This is a genomic window from Sphingobium sp. HWE2-09, assembly GCF_035989265.1.
Classification (GTDB): domain Bacteria; phylum Pseudomonadota; class Alphaproteobacteria; order Sphingomonadales; family Sphingomonadaceae; genus Sphingobium.
This window is the reverse complement of record NZ_JAYKZX010000003.1, coordinates 1,673,666-1,691,097: the sequence shown is the minus strand read 5'-3', so window position 1 is coordinate 1,691,097 and position 17,432 is coordinate 1,673,666. Positions and strand designations below refer to the sequence as shown.

Sequence of the window (17,432 nt, the reverse complement as noted above, 5' to 3'; positions counted from 1 at the left end):
ACTCTTATTTACATCAATGTAAGTAGCGACGGAGACATACCCATGACCCCGACCGACCTCACCATAACGCCGCGCGACCGCCGTTTCGGGCGCGATCGTGCAGCGGCGCGACATTGGCTGAATGGCGATCCGATCGCCACGGCTTTCTTCAATGCGCTGTCGATCACCTTTCCGCGCGGGGAGACTTATTTCATCGACAGCGTCCGCGCCTTTCGTGACGGGGTGCCGGACCGGCTGGTGGGTGAGATCGCGGCGTTCATCAAACAAGAGGTCGTCCATAGCCGCGAACATCTGGCCTTCAACCGGCAGGTGACCGACCATGGCTATGACGTGTCCCGCCTCGACGCCGATGTGACGATGATATTGGACCTGGCGAAGCAACGCCCGCCGATCGCCAGCCTGGCCGCGACCATGGCGCTGGAGCATTTCACCGCCATTCTTGCGCATGAATTGCTTAGGGAGCCGCGCTATCTTGAAGGGGCAGACCCGGAGGTGGCGGCGTTGTGGCGCTGGCACGCGATCGAGGAGATCGAGCATAAGGGCGTGGCGCACGACACGTGGGTTCACGCCACCCGCGACTGGAGCCGGTTCAAACGCTGGTGGGTGAGGACGGCCATGATGTTGATCGTAACGAAGCATTTTCTGCATCATCGCGCGCGCGGGATGATGGATCTGCTGGCGCAGGACGGTGTCGCCGGGCGTCGCGCCTGGGGTGGACTGCTGTATTACGCGCTGGTCAGGCCGGGCATATTGCGCCGGGTCGCCGGACCGTGGGTGCACTATTTTCTGCCCGGCTTTCATCCCTGGCAGGTGGACGACCGCGCGCTGATCGCGTTGGCGGATAGTCCTTATGCCGATGCCCGGCCGGATGGCGCTTTGCCGGCGGTCGCTTGACCGGGGCGCCAGAGGCGTCTTTTATCGGGCGATGATCGATGCCCCGACGCTGCACACGCCCCGCCTGATCCTGCGCCCGCATCGGGTGGCAGATTATGCCGCCTGCCGCATGCTATGGGCCAACCTCGACGTCGTGCGGCATATTGGCGGAGCGGCGCTTGACAGCCAGACGGTCTGGTTTCGCATCCTGCGCTATGCGGGGATGTGGGCGCTGCTGGGCTATGGCATGTGGGTGATCGAGGATCGCGACGACGGCGCCTTTCTGGGCGAGGCGGGGTTGCTGAGCGCGGAGCGTGGCCTGCCAGAACTGGAAGGCGTGCCGGAGGTTGGCTGGGTGCTTGGTCCGCCGGCCTGGGGCAGGGGTGTCGCCACCGAAGCGATGCAGGCGATATTGGATTGGGCCGATGCGCATGTCGAAGCGCCCTCGCTGCGCTGCATGATCGATCCGGACAATTATGCGTCGATCAGGGTTGCCAACAAGCTGGGTTTCAACGTCCTGACCGATACGGAATTGGGCGGCAAGCCGACCCGCATATTCGACCGGCCCAAAGGGGCAAGCAGAGGCGTGACGGCATGAGGATGGCGAGGCTGATGGCGCTCGCTCTGCCCGCGCTGCTGGTGATGACGGGAGCGGCTGGTGCGCCGGTTCAGGCGCAGGAGATTGCGCAGGCCGATCGGGCGATGATCGAAAGCCGGATTGCGGCGTTCGATGCGGCGATGAAGGCGGGGCGTATCGAACAAAGCATCGATTTCATTCCGCCGCGTCTGTTGCGCTTCATGGCGGAGAAGGTCGGCCTGCCGGACGGTAGGTTGAAGGCGATGGTCACCGCGCAGGCCGTCGCAGCGGTCGACGGGATGACCTTCCTGTCCTTTGGCATGGATATGAAAGCGGCGCAGGTCGCCGCGACGCCTGACAAAAGCCGGACCTATATGTTGATCCCGACGCAGAGCGTCATCGCCATTCCCGATGCGGGCAAGATACAGAGCAAAACCCAAACGCTGGCGATCAAGGATGACGGGCAGTGGCATCTCGTCCGGATCGACAATGCGCAGCAGGTCGCCCTGTTGCGTGGCGCCTATCCAGAATTTTCCGGCGTCGATTTTCCGTCCGGTTCGACCGCGATCATCGATTGATGTGGTGATCGGGGCGCGGACAGCGGACTGCCGACGCCCCGATTGTCATTCTTACGCTGCCATGGGCACCAGCGCGTCGCGATACAGGTCCATCGCCGGGTCGTTGCAATTACTCACGGCGTCGCCTTCTTCGAACAACAGGCAATCGACCATCGCGTCGCGACCCAAGCTGTAACATTGCGCCGTCTGCCCGGTGGCGCGGAAGCCCAGTTTGCGCAGGACGTTGCCCGATGCGCGGTTGTCGGCGAAGTGGCGGGCGCGGATGTCGCGCACGCCATTGGCCCGCGCCATGCTCAGCACCGCGCGCGCAGCCTCCGTCGCGAAGCCCAGCCCCCAATAAGGGCGGGCGATCCAATAGCCGATTTCCGGCGTGCCATCCTCGTCCAGATGGACGCCGCATCCGCCGACCAGGCGCGGGGCGCCCTGCGTGCGGGTGAAGGCCAGCAGGCGGGGCAATTGCGGATGCTGCGGCAGCGCCAAAAATGCCTGCGCATCGTCCAGCTGATAAGGGCTGGGCGCACGGCTGAGGTTGCGCAGGATCGCAGGGTCGCCAATGGCTTGCGCCAGGGCGGCGGCATCCTCCATCCAGCCGGGACGCAGGAGCAGGCGGGGGGTACGGGCGAACATTCTCGTCTCTCCTCTTATCGTGCGCCGTTAGCCGATATTGATGACGGCTTGACGACGGTGGTTTCCGGCTGAAATCCTGCCCGCTAGACGCGCGAAAAGGCATGGAGTTCCAACGGTTTGAGGGAAATCGGGAGAGAAATGCCGCTTTGTCGATCGGACGCGTTCCGGCAAGAAACGCGCAACGGAAAAAGGGGCGCTCCCAAACAAGGAGCGCCCCTTATTTCCCTCGAAAACCGGTCAGTGCCCTATGGCTTTGACCGGGAGGATCGCCCCTGTTGCGGGGGACGATCCGTCATCGATCGTCCGTTATTCGGCGGCCTGGGCCTGCGCGTCAACCGACACATATTTGCGGCCGAGCTTGCCGGTGTGGAATACCACGCGGCCTTCGTTCAGCGCGAACAGCGTGTGGTCCTTGCCGATGCCGACATTGCGGCCCGGATAGACGCGCGTGCCGCGCTGGCGAATGATGATGTTACCGCCGATCACTTCCTGACCGCCGAACTTCTTCACGCCAAGGCGCTTCGACTCGGAATCGCGACCGTTGCGCGACGAACCGCCAGCTTTTTTATGTGCCATTGTCTAAACTCCTAGAATATCTGGCCGGAAGCGATCAGGCTTCGGCAGCAGCTGGCGCTGCGTCTTGGGTCTTGGCGGCAGCCTTGTCGGCCTTCTTGCCTTCGCCGCCGATCGACACGATCCGCAGGATCGTGTGGTTCTGACGATGGCCGTTCTTGCGGCGATAATTGTGGCGACGGCGCTTCTTGAAGACGATGACCTTCTCGCCCTTCGCCTGCGCGATGATTTCGGCCGCGACGGTCAGCTTGGCGGTGTCCTTCAGGTCGCCGCCTTCACCGGCCAGCAGGACGTCGTCCAGCGTGACCGAATTGCCGGCTTCGCCAGCCAGCTTTTCAACGACGATCTTGTCTCCGGCGGCGACGCGATACTGCTTGCCGCCTGTGCGCACGATAGCGAACATGGCTTGTCTCTTCTCGTTCAAATCTGCTTTACGCAGCTCACCAAAGACATGATGCCTTGCCGACCCGCGCGGGAATGTGGCCCGTTAGTGGAATGACTCGCGCCTGTCAACCAATGGCGGTGCGGGACGGGGGTGGTTTTCGGGCTTTTTGATGCCTATCTTCTGGGGCATATAAAGGGCCGAGATAGAGGAGCAGTCCGGCTGATGGGCAAAGGCACGGGGCCATGGTGGAGCGAAAAGGGCGCATTTCTGCGCCTGCCGATCCATGCCGCCCTGTGGACGCTGATCCTGGTCACCCTGCTGTCTGCGCTGGCGCCGCTGGGACCACCGCTCAGCCGCGCCACCGGTTCCGCCTTCAATCCCGCCACTACCGACGTCGTGCTGAAGGCGCGCACCCAGTCCGCACAGCAGGTCGTGGAAGCGCCGCAACCGGACGGCGGGGGTGCGCCGCCACTGATCATTGCCTTTGCATTGGCCGCAGTCCTGACGGCCCTGCGGGTCGTCATCTTAACCGGTTGGGCGGGCGATCATGCTTCTGTCCTGCCCTTTATAAGACCCGCGCGCACGCGTAGCGCCCGCGCACCGCCTTCCATCGCCTGACGATTCGCACCTCCGCCCGTACTTGGCGGGCTTTCGTCGGAAGAAGGAGCACTAGCATGGCTCGCAGAAAGACTGCGCGACGCACGCGTCGCCGCCCACCTTGGTGGTTCATGCCCGCCGTCATGTCCGGTCTGGCCGTCGCCGCCGCCACCTTGTCGGTGATGATGATGACCGTCGTCGAATAATCCTGTTACTCTGCCCGGCGACGCGGTTTCGCCCGCGTCACCGGGATCAGCGTTGCGAAAGGGACTCATGCCCCACCATACGCCCCTGATCGGCACCATCGTCGCCGGTCTCGTCGTCGCCTTCATCATGGGGGCGATCGCCCATCGCCTCAAATTGTCCCCGCTCGTCGGCTATCTGGTCGCGGGCATATTGGTCGGCCCCTTCACGCCCGGCTTCGTCGCCGATGCAGGCCTGGCGAACGAACTGGCCGAGATCGGCGTCATCTTGCTGATGTTCGGCGTCGGCCTGCATTTTTCGCTGAAGGATCTTCTGTCGGTCAAGAGTATCGCGGTCCCCGGCGCCATCGTTCAGATCGCGGTGGCGACGCTGCTGGGGATGGGGCTGGCCTATTTTATGGGCTGGGGGTTGATGGGCGGTATCGTCTTCGGCCTGGCACTGTCGGTCGCCAGCACGGTAGTGCTGCTGCGCGCGTTGCAGGGGGCGGACCTGGTGGAGACGCGACGCGGGCGGATCGCGATCGGCTGGTTGATCGTGGAGGATCTAGTGATGGTCCTGGCGCTGGTGCTGTTGCCCGCGCTGGCTGGCGTCCTCAACAATGCCGATGGCGGCGGCGGGGCGGCGGCGTTGATCGCGCCGCTGCTGGGCACGCTGCTCAAGGTGGCAGGGTTCGTCGCAGTCATGCTGATCGTGGGGCGCCGTGTCATCCCCTGGGCGCTCCACTGGGTCGTCCATACCGGATCGCGGGAGCTGTTCCGCCTGGCGGTGCTCGCCATCGCCCTGGGCGTCGCGTTCGGCGCGGCGCTGGCGTTCGACGTATCCTTTGCGCTGGGCGCGTTCTTTGCGGGCATGATTTTGGGCGAAACGCCGCTCAGCCGCCGTGCGACGGAAGAAACGCTGCCGCTGCGCGACGCTTTTGCGGTGCTGTTCTTCGTGTCGGTGGGGATGCTGTTCAACCCGGCGATCGTGCTGGAGCATCCGCTGCCGCTGCTGGCGACGGTGCTGATCATCGTCGTGGGGAAATCGATCGCGGCGTGGGGCATTGTGCGCGCCTTCGGCCATGCCAATGTCACTGCGCTCACCATCGCCGCGAGCCTGGCGCAGATCGGCGAATTTTCCTTCATATTGGCGTCGTTGGGCACGGGGCTGGGCGTATTGCCCGCCGATGCGCGCGACCTGATCCTGGCGGGCGCGCTGGTGTCGATCTTCCTCAATCCCATTCTCTTCTCGCTGATCGTGCGGGAACATAAGAAGGATGACGATGAGGAAGAGGCATCGACAAAGGCGCCGGACCGGCCGCGCATCGGCCATGTCATCCTGGTCGGCTATGGCCGGGTAGGGAAGCTGATCGCGACCAGGCTGACCGAACGCGCCGTGCATTTCGTCGTGATCGAAGGCGATGCGGAACGGGCGGAGGAAGCCGCGGAAGACGGCCTATCGGTCGTTCGCGGCAATGCGCTGGAGGACAAGCATCTGATCGCAGCGGGGATCAGCCATGCGCGCCACCTGCTGATCGCGGTGCCCGAAGGCTTCGAAGGTGGCGCGATCCACGAACATGCGCGCCACCTGAACGACAGGTTGCAGGTCATCGCCCGCGCCCATTCGGATGCGGAGGTTGCGCATCTGGAAAGGCTGGGCGTGCCCCATATCGTCATGGGCGAACGCGAACTGGCGGGGCGGATGCTGACGCTCTGTGGGGCGGGGTAGGAGGCAGGCGCACTTAATCCGGTTCGCTGGTCCCGGTCATCCGGTTCAGGAACTGCGCCGCCTCCGCCTCAATGGCGGCGCGATCTTCCTGCGCCATCCGGTTCCAGTTGCGATAGGGCAGCGCCATGCGCGGGTTGCGCCCCAGCATCCGTTCGTTGCGTGCCAGAAAATCCCAATAGAGCGCGTTGAACGGGCAGGCGTCGTCGCCCACACGTTGCTTCACGTCATAGCGGCAGCGTCGGCAATAATCGGACATGCGGTTGATATAGGCGCCGCTCGCCGCATAGGGTTTCGACCCGAGCAGTCCGCCATCGGCGAATAGCGCCATGCCCAGCGTATTGGGCAGCTCGACCCATTCATAGGCATCGGCATAGACTTCCAGATACCAGATATGCACCTGATGCGGGTCGATGCCCGCGATAAGGGCGAAGTTGCCGGTGATCATCAGCCGCTGGATATGATGCGCATAGCTATAGTCGATCGTCTGGCCGATCGCCTGGGCCATGCAGCGCATGTCCGTCTCCCCCGACCAGTAGAAGTCCGGCAGGTCGCGCCGGGCATCGAGTGCGTTGCGCTGTCCATAGTCCGGCCCTTCATGCCAGTAGACGCCGCGGACATATTCGCGCCAGCCGATGATCTGGCGAATGAAGCCTTCGGCGCAATTGAGCGGCACCTTGCCCGCGCGATAGTGCGCATCGACAGCCTGACACAGCGCCAGCGGATCGAGCAGGCCGATATTGATATAGGGGGACAGGACCGAATGCCACAGGAACGGCTCGTCGGTCAGCATCGCATCCTGATAGTCGCCAAAGCGCGGTAGCGCTTCGTCCAGGAAATGCTGCTTTTGCCGTTCGGCATCCTGCGGCGTCACGGCGAAGGCGAAATGATCGAGGCTGCCGATATGATCGGCGAAGCGGGTCGCGACCATCGCCAGCACCTCTTGCGTGATCGCGTCCGGGCTGAAACGCAGGGGTTGCGGCATGAGCAGGTCGCGCTGGGGCGCAGGCTTGCGATTGTCCGCGTCATAATTCCACTGGCCGCCCTCTGGCGCGCCATCCGGCACCATCAGCAGGCCGGTCTTGCGGCGCATGTCGCGGTAGAAGAATTCCATCCGCATCTGCTTGCGCGCAGCCGCCCATGTGTCGAATTCCGCATGGGAACAAAGGAAGCGATCATCCTCATGGATGGTGACGGGCAGGGCAAAGCGCGTCTCCCACGCCTCCAGCATGGCGCGCACCCGCCATTCGCCCGCTTCGGTCACATGGATGGCGCAGGGACGATGTCGCTCTATCGCACGGGCGACTTCGGCGGTGAAGCTGCCTTGATTGTCGGGGTCGTCCAGCCGCACATAATCGACCGTCCAGCCGAGCGCCCGCAGCCTGTCGGCATGGTGCCGCATGGCGGAGAGGACGAAGGCGATCTTCGCCTTATGGTGGCGGACATAGGTGGTTTCATCCGCCACCTCCATCATCAACACGATGCCGCGCGTGTTGTCGACCGCACGCAGGGCTGCGATGTCGGGGCTTAGCTGGTCGCCCAGCACCGGAATCAAAATGGGCGCGTCGGTCATTCCAGTGGAATGAACGGCGCGCCCATCGGGTTGCCAGCTGCCCTAAAGGGCAATGACGTTTATCGGATCATCCGCGCGAGCGGGGCGGCCCCTTGCGCGGGCCACCGGCGCCAGCGCCCTTGAAGGGGCGGGGGCTGTGCGGGGCGCCGCCACCACGCGAACCGGCGCCGGGGCCGCCACGGGGCGGGCCACTGCGGTTGGGACGGTCGCCATTGGCGGGGCGGAGCTGCTTGCGATTTTCCCGTGCTTCGACGCGCGGTGCGCCGTCGACGGGATCGAACATCACGTCCGCGCCTTCGTCACCCGCTTCGCCCGAACGACGGACGGCGGCGAGGAACTTGGCCGAAATCGCCTTGGGGATTTCGAACATCGTTTCGTTGGTGGTGATGCGGATCGCGCCGATATCCCCGCGCGACACATGGCCGCGACGGCAGATCAGCGGCAGGATCCAGCGCGGATCGGCATTTTGCGTGCGGCCGATATTCATGCGGAACCACTGGGTATCCTCGAACCCCGGGCGCGGCCCGTCGCGACGCGCGGGGGCTTCGCTGGCGTCCAGCAGTTCCTCGGGCGCGGGCATGGCGGCGCGGGCGCTGCGCACCAGCATGGCGGCGATTTCCTTGGCGCTCTTGGCCTCCAGCAATTCGGCGCCCAGCGTCCAGTCGGACTCTTCCAGTTCGGCAGGAGCGAGCAGTTGCGCGCGCAGCCGTTCGGCATCCTGCTGGGCGATGGCTTCCTTGGATGGCGCCGTCGTCCATTCGACGGGGATCTTCGCCCCGCGCAGCATCAATTCGACGCGGCGGCGACGGGGATAGGGCACGATCAGCACGGCGGTGCCCTTCTTGCCCGCGCGCCCCGTGCGACCCGACCGATGCTGCATCGTCTCCGCGTCGCGCGGCAGTTCGACATGGACCACCAGCGTCAGCGTGGGCAGATCAATGCCGCGCGCCGCGACGTCCGTCGCCACGCAGACCCGCGCCCGCTTGTCGCGCAGCGCTTGCAGCGCATGGTTGCGTTCATTCTGGCTATGCTCGCCTGACAGCGCGACGGCGGCAAAGCCGCGCTCGGTCAGGCTGGCGTGGAGGTGGCGGACATTGTCGCGCGTGGCGCAGAACAGGATCGCCGTTTCCGCCTCATGATAGCGCAGCAGGTTCACCACCGCATTTTCGATGTCGGCAGGCGCAACGGTCATCGCCTGATAGCTGATGTCGCCATGGCCGCGCTCACCGGCGGCGGACGTGATCTGGAACGCGTCCTTCTGATAGCGGCGGGCCAGCTGCACGATCGGCTTTGGCATGGTGGCCGAAAACAGCAGCGTGCGGCGGCCTTCCGGCGTGGCGTCGAGAATGCCTTCCAGATCTTCACGGAAGCCCATGTCCAGCATTTCGTCGGCTTCGTCCAGCACGGCGGTCTTGAGCGCCGACAGGTCGAGCGCGCCGCGTTCCAGATGGTCGCGCAGACGGCCAGGCGTGCCGACGACGATATGCGCGCCCTGCGCCAGGGCGCGGCGTTCCTTGGCCGCGTCCATGCCGCCAACGCAGGTGGCGATGCGGGCGCGGGCGCCGGCATAGAGCCATTCCAACTCGCGGCTGACCTGCAACGCCAGTTCGCGCGTCGGCGCGATCACCAGCGCCAGCGGCCAGGCGGGCGGGGGCAGGCGATCGGCGTCGCCCAGCAATTCGCTCGCCATGGCGAGGCCGAAAGCGACGGTCTTGCCCGAACCGGTCTGCGCCGACACGATCAGGTCGCGGCCGAAGGCTTCCTCCTGCGTCACTTCGGACTGGACGGGGGTCAGGGCTTCATAGCCCTTGGTGGTCAACGCCTGGGCGAGGAGGGGGTGGAGCGTTTCAAATGCCATATTATTGTTTTTCCATCGGATAAAGCGACCCGCCTTCTTCCGACGGATACAACAAGACCTTCAGTGCTCCTGCGAATGCAGGAGCCCAGGGCGGCAGGTCACACGCCCTGATTCTAGGTTGTAAACCAACCTCCGTTCGCCCTGAGCCTGTCGAAGGGCCACACTTCTTGCTTAAGAAAGCGGCTTCGAAAGGCTCAGCCCGAACGGCTTTGGGACGCGTCGATTGACGGCTATCCCCAAATAAGAAAGCCTCCTTCCCGCGTTCCCGGGGAAAGGAGGCTTGCCTTAATGCTATAGCATGAAAATCAGACCGCGGCGACTTCCGCTACGTCGACCTTCACGCCCGGACCCATCGAGGACGACAGGGCGATCTTGCGGACATACTTGCCCTTCGAACCGGTCGGCTTGGCCTTCACGATCGCATCGACGAATGCGTCGAAATTCTTGCGAAGATCTTCGGCCGAGAAGCTCGACTTGCCCAGGCCCGCATGGATGATACCGGCCTTTTCGACGCGGAATTCGATCTGACCACCCTTGGCGGCCTTCACAGCTTCGGCGACGTTCGGCGTGACGGTGCCGAGCTTTGGGTTCGGCATCAGACCCTTGGGGCCAAGCACCTTACCCAGGCGACCGACCAGGCCCATCATGTCCGGCGTCGCGATGACGCGCTGGAAATCGATGTTGCCGGCCTGGATCAATTCCAGCAGGTCTTCGGCGCCCACGATGTCGGCGCCGGCGTCGAGCGCCTGCTGCGCCTTGTCGTTGCGGGCGAACACGGCGACGCGAACGTCCTTGCCGGTGCCAGCGGGCAGGGTGACGACGCCGCGGACCATCTGGTCGGCGTGACGGGGATCGACGCCCAGGTTGATCGCGATTTCGACGCTTTCGTCGAACTTGGCGGTCGCATGGGTCTTGATCAGGCCCAGCGCTTCGTCAACGCCGTGCAGCTTTTCGCGGTCAACCGCGGTGGCCAGAGCCTTCGCCTTCTTGGTCAGCTTTGCCATGGTCTTAGCCCTCCACCACGTCGAGGCCCATCGCGCGAGCGGAGCCTTCGATGATCTTCGTTGCAGCGTCGATGTCGTTCGCGTTCAGATCGGCCATCTTGGCCTGTGCGACTTCGGCGAGCTGGGCGCGGGTGATCTTGCCGGCGACGATCTTGCCCGGTTCCTTGGAACCCGACTTCAGGTTGATCGCCTTCTTGATCAGATAGGTGGCGGGCGGCTGCTTCGTGGTGAAGGTGAAGCTGCGGTCGGCATAGACGGTGATGATGGTCGGCAGCGGCGTGCCCTTTTCCATCTTGTCCGTCGACGCGTTGAACGCCTTGCAGAATTCCATGATGTTCACACCGCGCTGACCCAGCGCCGGACCGATCGGCGGCGAGGGGTTGGCGGCTCCAGCGGGCACCTGGAGCTTGATATAGCCCGTAATCTTCTTGGCCATTGTCACTCACTCTGTTGCTGGGCGGGTTCGCAAGCGATCCGCCCGGTTCAAGTTTAGCGGTTCAACCGGAAGCGCAAACTTCCTCCCGCCTAGCATTTCCGGTCGCCCGGAAATTCCTTTGTGCTCCGGCGAAGGCCGGAGCTCAGGGCGGCTTGCGCTGCACCCAGAATATGGATCCCGGCCTGCGCCGGAACACCAGCTTTCCTTATTTGGAAAGCTCTACCTGCTCGAAATCCAGTTCGACAGGGGTGGCGCGACCGAAGATCGACACCGACACCTTGACCCGGTTCTTTTCGAAATCCAGTTCCTCGACCACGCCGTTGAAGCTGGCGAAGGGACCGTCCAATACCTTGACCGCGTCGCCGATTTCGTAATCGACGCTGACCTTGTGCTTGGGCGCGGCTTCGGCTTCCTTGCGGGCGCCGAAATAGCGCGCAGCTTCGGTTTCGCTGATCGCCTGCGGCTTGCCCATCGATCCCAGAAAACCCGTCACCTTCGGGGTGTTCTTGATCAGATGATAGATGTCGTCGTTCATCGCCAGCTTGGCGAGAACGTAGCCGGGCATGAACTTGCGCTCGACCTGCACCTTCTTGCCACGCTTGACCTCGGTCACGGTTTCGACAGGCACTTCGACCTGTTCGACCAACTGGGAGAGGCCCATGCGCTCGGCTTCGGACAGGATCAATTCCTTGACCTTGTTCTCGAAGCCCGAATAGGCGTGGATGATGTACCAGCGCGCCATGTTACCGTCTTAAACTCCCATCAGAGCGACTGACCAGACCGGGACATGCCCGCATACTGGCCCAACCGCACCAAAAAATCCGTTATGCCCGGCCCGCCGCAACACCCAGCAGCCACTGGACGATCGCGCCGAAGAAGGTGTCGATGCCAAAGAAGAACAGGCCCAGCAGCGTCGTCATGATGACGACCATCACACCGGTCATGATCGTTTCGCGACCCGTGGGCCACACGATCTTCTTGCCTTCGACCTGGACCTGATTGACGAATTCGCCGGGGGAAACCTTCGCCATCGCCTGCCTCTGCACTTCTTGAAACCAACGCCAATTCGCGAAGCAACAGTCCGCCCTCCCGATCCCGCCCTAGTCGGCGTCCGGGGGTGCGGTCACTTGCTCCGCGACCAAATTCGCTTGGCGCACTTAGCCGCCAACCCCTGCCTATGCAAGGGTTGGCGGCCAGTTCGCTTGGCAGGAGTGGAGGGACTCGAACCCACGGCATTCGGTTTTGGAGACCGACGCTCTACCAACTGAGCTACACTCCTGCACTGGCCTAGCCAGCGAAGGAGGGCGCTTTAGCGTGGGGATGACAGGAGGGCAAGGGCGATTATGCGGCTTGTTCGATTGGCTTGGGAACGCTGGTATCGGCGCTGGTCTGCCGCTCCGCCTCCGCGTTGATCTGCGCGCCCAGCAGCACGATATAGGCCGATACGAACAGCCAGAGCTGCAGTACCACCACCGCGCCCAGCGAGCCGTAGGTCTTGTTGTAGTTGCCGAAGGTGGACACGTAGAAGGACACGCCCAGCGTCGCGACCAGCCAGAACAGGGTCGCGGACACCGACCCGACCGTCAGCCATTGCCATTGGGCGTAGCGGCGATTGGGGCCGAAGCGATAGATGAGGCCGAAGATGACGCTAGCCAGCAATCCTGCGCATAGCCAGGTCGCCGCCTTGATGGCGAACAGCACGCCCGGTCCCCAATTGGTCAGGAAATCCTGTAACAGGCCGATGATCGTCGCAGTGAACACGCCCGCCACCACGACCAGCACGGCCGAAAAGGTGATGCCCATCGACGTGCGGTAGAAGCGGAGGATATTGCGGCCTTCCTTCTGCCCATAGACGATGTTGAGTGCCTCCATGATCGCCGAGGCTGCGCGCGTCGCGCCATAGACGGCGATCGCCAGTGCCAGCAGCAGCCCGAAACCGATCGCGGGCTTGCGGGTGCTGACGACGCCCAGCAGCTGGTCGTTGATCAGCCCGGCGGCGTCGGCCGGGACCACGGTTATGATCGCCTGCATATGCCGACTGACGATCGCAGGATCGCCGACCAAGCCGTATGTGAGCACGACAGCCGCCAGCAGCGGCGCGATCGACAGAAAGGCGTAATAGGCCACGCCCGCCGCCAACAGCCCGATATGATTGGCCGACAGCGCGGCATAGACGCGCTTCAATATCTCCCACCATGCACGTGGCGGGATCTTCCATGGTGCATCGACATGCACCTGCTGCGCGATTGGCTGCTTCATTCAGAACCCCTGCTATTATGCTAAGGCAAGCGCGTGAAGGGCGAGGGGGTTCCCTGCGGACGGATGGCTGCGGAGCGCAGACTTGTAATGGGAGGCGTGTGCTGGCAGCCCTTCTTCCACCTGCCCAAGCAAAAGCATCACTTGCCTGTGCGTCGCCACGGCCTATCTCTCTGGCCCACCCGAATCGCAGTTTGAAAGCCTGATATGACCGCCACGCACAGCACCCGCATGTTGATCCTCGGTTCCGGCCCCGCTGGCCTGTCCGCCGCCATCTATGGCGCGCGCGCGGGTCTGGCGCCGATCGTGGTGCAGGGGATGCAGCCGGGCGGGCAGTTGACCATCACGACCGATGTCGAAAATTATCCCGGCTTCAAGGACGTGATCCAGGGACCATGGCTGATGGAGCAGATGCAGTCGCAGGCCGAACATGTCGGCGCGCAGATGATGTACGACCAGATCGTCGATGTCGACCTGTCCGAACGCCCCTTCAAGTTGCGTGGCGACGGCGGTACGCTCTATGTCGCGGACACGCTGGTCATCTGCACCGGCGCGCAGGCCAAGTGGCTGGGCGTCGAGGGCGAGGAGCATTTGCAGGGCAAGGGCGTGTCCGCATGCGCCACTTGCGACGGCTTTTTCTATCGCGGCAAGAAGGTCGTGGTGATCGGCGGCGGGAATACCGCGGTTGAGGAAGCGCTGTACCTGACCAATCACAGCCATGACGTGACGCTGATCCACCGCCGCGATTCGCTGCGTGCGGAAAAGATATTGCAGCAGCGGCTGCACGCCCATCCGCACATCAAGGTGCTGTGGAACAAGGCGGTGGAGCGCTTTGTGGGCGGCGGTACGCCCGAAGGGTTGGTCGGCGTGGACCTGATCGATACGGTAACGGGCGAAAAGTCGCATGAGCCGACCGATGGTGGCTTCGTGGCGATCGGCCATCACCCCGCGACCGAATTGTTCACCGGCAAACTGCCGACCGACGAAGGCTATCTGCTGGTGGAGAAGGGCACGACCCATACGGCCATCCCCGGCGTCTTCGCGGCGGGCGACGTCACCGACAAAATCTATCGTCAGGCCGTGACGGCGGCGGGCATGGGCTGCATGGCCGCGCTGGATGTCGAGAAGTTCCTGGCGGAACAGGATTTCGAGGCGGTGGTGGAAGCCGGGGTGGACGCTTAACCCTGCGCCGGGGAACAGGCTAAGCGCTAGGCCAGCTTGCCTCGCGCGAAAGCGACCAGCGAACCGAAGGTTTCGAATGTGTCGCCGTCGATATCGTCATCCTCGATCAGGATGTCGAAGCGGTCCTCGATTTCGGTCAGCAGGCCCGCCACCGCCATGGAATCCAGTTCCGGCAGCGCGCCGAACAGGGGGGTGTCCGCGTCGAACGCGTCGACCTGGGTCTGCGTCAGGCTGAGCGTGTCGCGCAGCAGCGCCCGCATCATGCTGTCCACATCGATTGTCCGGTCGACCGGCTGAGAATTTTGCGCCTGCATAACGGCGTCTAACTAGTGGGTCGCGGCTTAACCTACAAGCGCGGAAATGGCGGTGCGCGCGGCGGGCAACCAGGCGGAGGCGAAGCGCGGATTGAAGGCATCGACCTGATAGAGCGGGATGCGGCGGTCCATCCAGTCGGTCTTGTACGCATTGTCGCCCGTGCCATAGTCGATCAGGCGCACCCGATCCCCGTCGATCGCCCGTTCGAACATCGCATGGCTGAGCAATGTGCCGGGGGAGGCGCGGTCAAAGGCGCTGTCATGGCTAAGCTTGTGGATCAGGGCGACGCCATGTTCGACGGTCCACAACTGGGTGGCCACCGCGCGGCCCTCGGTTCGCGCAAAGCCCAGCCGCAATGTGCCTGCCGCGCTTTCCCGCTCCGCCAGATCGCGCAGGAAATCCAGGCCGGGTTCGGGCGCTTTCCAACTGCGATCATGTACAGCGACATAGTCGCGCCACAGATCGTCCGTCAGGCGCGTGTCTATCGACAGGGTGAAGGGCGTGCCGCGCCCCTTGCGCTTGACCAGATTGCGCAGCTTGCCGGGGCGCGAGGCCCAATAGTCGGCAAAGCTGCGCCCTTCGACCGGTAGCAGATAACGGCCGCCCATCGGCCGTTGCACCACGAACCAGCCGACACGGCGCAATGCAGCCATCAGCGGCGCAGCATCCTCCAGCGGATAGAGATCGATATGAGCGTAGCGGGCGAGCAGGGGACGGGCGAGGGCGTCGAGCAATCGTTGCTGCGTCTGCACATCAGGCGCGCCGATGAAGATCGGCGCCCAGGCAAAACTATACCAGTTGGCAAGGGCGCTGGCGCGGCGCGGCGCGGGGGAACGCAGGAAGAGCCAGGCTTGCGCCTCTCCGTCCTGCGCGTGGAGGATATGGACGGGCTGGTCGGCCAGGCAATGATCGTGCAGGCTGGCGAACCAGTCGATCCGGTCGAACAGGGCCGGGGCGCAGGCGCGATCGAGCCGACCGGCCAAGGCCTGCCGCGCTTCATCGATCGTCTGATATTCCCTTGGCGCCAGCAACCGACTATCTCCGCCCCAACCCCGACACAAAACCACCGCGCTGCATAGGAGAAAAGTCTGGAAATGGAGTTAAGCGCGGGTCTTTCAGCGAGCGGGACGATCGATTTTCCGACGATCGACGGCGTGCCGGTACGGCCGATCGACCATATCCTGCTGCGTGGCGACCCCGCGCACGCGGCGCTGGATGGCCGTTCGGGCCGCTATAGCTACGCCGAACTGGAAGCGGCGGTGGGGCGGCTGGCGGGATGGCTGGCCGGGTTCGGGCTGGACAAGGGCGCGCGAGTCGCCAGCTGGATCGCCAAGGGACCGGTTGCCGCGCTGATGCCGCTGGCCGCGCCGCGCGCCGGGCTGGTCCATGTGCCGGTCAATCCGTTGCTCAAACACCGCCAAGTCGCGCATATATTGGCGGACAGCGGCGCGATGCTGCTGATCGGCACGGCGGCGCAACTCGACAGCCTGCTGCCCGGCGACGTGCCGACCGGATGCCATCTACATCGTGAGGATGACGCCGCGTGTGCGATGAGTGGCGGTCGGGCGATCGGGCCGTCGTCGGCCGCGCCTGATGATCTGGCGGCAATTCTCTATACTAGCGGTTCGACCGGACGACCCAAGGGGGTGATGCTGAGCCATGCCAATTTGTGGCTGGGCGCGGTGGCGGTGGCCGATTATCTGGGGATGACGGCACAGGATCGCACCGCCTGCGTCCTGCCGTTCAGTTTCGACTATGGGCAGAATCAGCTGTTTTCGACCTGGATGGCGGGTGGCTGCGTCTATCCGCTCGACTATCTGACGGCGCGCGATGTTCTGAAGCTGGTGGACCGGCGCGACATCACGACGCTGGCGGGGGTGCCGCCGCTCTGGGTGCAACTGACCGAACTGGACTGGCCGGGCGAGGTGGCGGCAAAGCTCAAGCGCCTGACCAACAGCGGGGGCGCGCTGACGCGGCCATTGGTGGGCAAGCTGCGATCGCTGTTCCCGCAGGCGGATCTCTATCCCATGTACGGCCTGACCGAAGCCTTCCGCTCCACCTATCTGCCGCCTGCCTTGGTCGACAGCCATCCCGATTCGATGGGCAGCGCCATTCCCTTCGCCGAAATATTGGTCGTGCGCCCGGATGGCAGCATCGCCGATGATGAGGAGCCGGGCGAACTGGTGCATTGCGGGCCGCTGGTGGCGCAGGGCTATTGGCGCGATGCGGCGCGCACCGCCGAGCGGTTCAAGCCTGCACCTGATGCATCGCGCTATGGCGACATCGCGGTGTGGTCGGGCGATACGGTGCGGCGGGATGCGGCGGGGTTGCTGTACTTCGTCGGCCGCGACGATGCGATGATCAAGTCTGCGGGCAACCGGATCAGCCCGACGGAAATAGAAGAGGCCGCTGTCGCTGTGTCCGGCGTCGCTGAGGCAGTGGCTTTGGGGATTAAGGATGAGCGATTGGGGCAGGCGGTGCGGCTGCTGCTGCGCGCGGCCGATCCGGCCGTGGCGCAGGCCGTCGCCGCGCATCTCAAAAGCGAACTGCCCAATTTCATGCAGCCCACGGACATCGTCGTGCTTTCAGATTTCCCGCGCAATCCCAATGGTAAGATCGATCGGGTCGTCCTGGCGCGGGATTTTGGCGTTTGAAGAATGGCGTGCTCCTCGCCGATATATGTTGAGAGG

At 64.0% G+C, this 17,432-nt stretch carries 20 protein-coding genes and 1 tRNA gene; 8 read left to right on the top strand and 13 right to left on the bottom strand.

Annotated elements, in window-relative coordinates; all coding sequences use genetic code 11:
- Positions 1-42 precede the first annotated feature (42 nt).
- From U5A89_RS13605 to U5A89_RS13595, 3 genes are read left to right on the top strand one after another with little or no spacing between them, the layout of a single operon-like run.
- Positions 43-894, top strand: a complete 852-nt coding sequence (locus U5A89_RS13605) for a metal-dependent hydrolase (protein ID WP_338161617.1) — start codon at positions 43-45, stop codon at positions 892-894.
- A gap of 31 nt (positions 895-925) precedes the next feature.
- Positions 926-1,471: a GNAT family N-acetyltransferase gene (locus U5A89_RS13600; protein WP_338161616.1), complete on the top strand. Its 546-nt coding sequence runs from the start codon at positions 926-928 to the stop codon at positions 1,469-1,471.
- On the top strand, positions 1,468-2,028 hold the full coding sequence (locus U5A89_RS13595) for a hypothetical protein (protein ID WP_338161615.1): 561 nt from the start codon (positions 1,468-1,470) through the stop codon (positions 2,026-2,028). Before U5A89_RS13600 ends, U5A89_RS13595 begins: the two co-directional genes overlap by 4 nt.
- Before the next feature lie 51 nt (positions 2,029-2,079).
- On the opposite strand, the gene U5A89_RS13590 is transcribed toward U5A89_RS13595, so the two are convergent.
- The 3 genes from U5A89_RS13590 to rplU form a co-directional block, all read right to left on the bottom strand.
- Positions 2,080-2,655, bottom strand: a complete 576-nt coding sequence (locus U5A89_RS13590) for a GNAT family N-acetyltransferase (protein WP_338161614.1) — start codon at positions 2,653-2,655, stop codon at positions 2,080-2,082.
- 306 nt (positions 2,656-2,961) lie between these two features.
- Complete coding sequence (gene rpmA / locus U5A89_RS13585) at positions 2,962-3,231, bottom strand: 50S ribosomal protein L27 (RefSeq protein ID WP_338161613.1); 270 nt, start codon at positions 3,229-3,231, stop codon at positions 2,962-2,964.
- Positions 3,232-3,265: 34 nt separating this feature from the next.
- Entirely contained in the window at positions 3,266-3,631 is a 366-nt protein-coding gene (gene rplU, locus U5A89_RS13580) for a 50S ribosomal protein L21 (RefSeq protein WP_338161612.1), read from the bottom strand.
- A 204-nt stretch (positions 3,632-3,835) separates the two neighbouring features.
- On the opposite strand from rplU, the gene U5A89_RS13575 reads away from it, so the two are divergent.
- The 3 genes from U5A89_RS13575 to ybaL all read left to right on the top strand — a co-directional run bounded on the left by U5A89_RS13575 (position 3,836) and on the right by ybaL (position 6,121).
- Positions 3,836-4,231 carry a hypothetical protein gene (locus tag U5A89_RS13575; protein WP_338161611.1) on the top strand — a complete coding sequence of 132 codons (396 nt, stop codon included), beginning with the start codon at positions 3,836-3,838 and terminating at the stop codon, positions 4,229-4,231.
- Positions 4,232-4,287: 56 nt separating this feature from the next.
- Positions 4,288-4,416 (top strand): hypothetical protein, encoded by a 129-nt coding sequence (locus U5A89_RS13570; RefSeq protein ID WP_338161610.1) that lies wholly within the window; start codon positions 4,288-4,290, stop codon positions 4,414-4,416.
- 67 nt (positions 4,417-4,483) lie between these two features.
- On the top strand, positions 4,484-6,121 hold the full coding sequence (ybaL, locus tag U5A89_RS13565; protein WP_338161609.1) for a YbaL family putative K(+) efflux transporter: 1,638 nt from the start codon (positions 4,484-4,486) through the stop codon (positions 6,119-6,121).
- A gap of 13 nt (positions 6,122-6,134) precedes the next feature.
- On the opposite strand, the gene U5A89_RS13560 is transcribed toward ybaL, so the two are convergent.
- The 8 genes from U5A89_RS13560 to U5A89_RS13525 all read right to left on the bottom strand — a co-directional run bounded on the left by U5A89_RS13560 (position 6,135) and on the right by U5A89_RS13525 (position 13,248).
- Positions 6,135-7,691 (bottom strand): cryptochrome/photolyase family protein, encoded by a 1,557-nt coding sequence (locus tag U5A89_RS13560; RefSeq protein ID WP_338161608.1) that lies wholly within the window; start codon positions 7,689-7,691, stop codon positions 6,135-6,137.
- 67 nt (positions 7,692-7,758) lie between these two features.
- Entirely contained in the window at positions 7,759-9,549 is a 1,791-nt protein-coding gene (locus tag U5A89_RS13555; protein WP_338161607.1) for a DEAD/DEAH box helicase, read from the bottom strand.
- A 305-nt stretch (positions 9,550-9,854) separates the two neighbouring features.
- The gene (gene rplA / locus U5A89_RS13550) at positions 9,855-10,553 is read right to left on the bottom strand and encodes a 50S ribosomal protein L1 (protein ID WP_338161606.1); all 699 of its coding nucleotides are present in this window, start codon (positions 10,551-10,553) and stop codon (positions 9,855-9,857) included.
- Between the two features lie 4 nt (positions 10,554-10,557).
- Positions 10,558-10,989 carry a 50S ribosomal protein L11 gene (gene rplK, locus U5A89_RS13545; protein ID WP_338161605.1) on the bottom strand — a complete coding sequence of 144 codons (432 nt, stop codon included), beginning with the start codon at positions 10,987-10,989 and terminating at the stop codon, positions 10,558-10,560.
- 205 nt (positions 10,990-11,194) lie between these two features.
- On the bottom strand, positions 11,195-11,731 hold the full coding sequence (nusG, locus tag U5A89_RS13540) for a transcription termination/antitermination protein NusG (RefSeq protein WP_338161604.1): 537 nt from the start codon (positions 11,729-11,731) through the stop codon (positions 11,195-11,197).
- A gap of 82 nt (positions 11,732-11,813) precedes the next feature.
- On the bottom strand, positions 11,814-12,020 hold the full coding sequence (gene secE / locus U5A89_RS13535; protein WP_338161603.1) for a preprotein translocase subunit SecE: 207 nt from the start codon (positions 12,018-12,020) through the stop codon (positions 11,814-11,816).
- Positions 12,021-12,192: 172 nt separating this feature from the next.
- A tRNA-Trp gene (locus U5A89_RS13530) sits at positions 12,193-12,268 on the bottom strand.
- A 62-nt stretch (positions 12,269-12,330) separates the two neighbouring features.
- Complete coding sequence (locus U5A89_RS13525; RefSeq protein ID WP_338161602.1) at positions 12,331-13,248, bottom strand: YihY/virulence factor BrkB family protein; 918 nt, start codon at positions 13,246-13,248, stop codon at positions 12,331-12,333.
- 204 nt (positions 13,249-13,452) lie between these two features.
- On the opposite strand from U5A89_RS13525, the gene trxB reads away from it, so the two are divergent.
- Positions 13,453-14,427, top strand: coding sequence for a thioredoxin-disulfide reductase (gene trxB / locus U5A89_RS13520; protein ID WP_338161601.1), 975 nt, complete (start codon positions 13,453-13,455; stop codon positions 14,425-14,427).
- A gap of 26 nt (positions 14,428-14,453) precedes the next feature.
- Here the strand turns inward: trxB and U5A89_RS13515 are convergent, their stop codons facing one another.
- Together U5A89_RS13515 and U5A89_RS13510 are read right to left on the bottom strand one after the other, a co-directional pair.
- Entirely contained in the window at positions 14,454-14,741 is a 288-nt protein-coding gene (locus U5A89_RS13515; protein WP_338161600.1) for a phosphopantetheine-binding protein, read from the bottom strand.
- Positions 14,742-14,768: 27 nt separating this feature from the next.
- A complete protein-coding gene (locus U5A89_RS13510) occupies positions 14,769-15,773 on the bottom strand; it encodes a GNAT family N-acetyltransferase (protein ID WP_338161599.1) in 1,005 nt (334 codons plus the stop codon).
- A gap of 63 nt (positions 15,774-15,836) precedes the next feature.
- Here U5A89_RS13510 and U5A89_RS13505 point away from each other — a divergent pair, with 63 nt between their 5' ends.
- Positions 15,837-17,396 carry an acyl-CoA ligase (AMP-forming), exosortase A system-associated gene (locus tag U5A89_RS13505; RefSeq protein ID WP_338161598.1) on the top strand — a complete coding sequence of 520 codons (1,560 nt, stop codon included), beginning with the start codon at positions 15,837-15,839 and terminating at the stop codon, positions 17,394-17,396.
- Positions 17,397-17,432 lie beyond the last annotated feature (36 nt).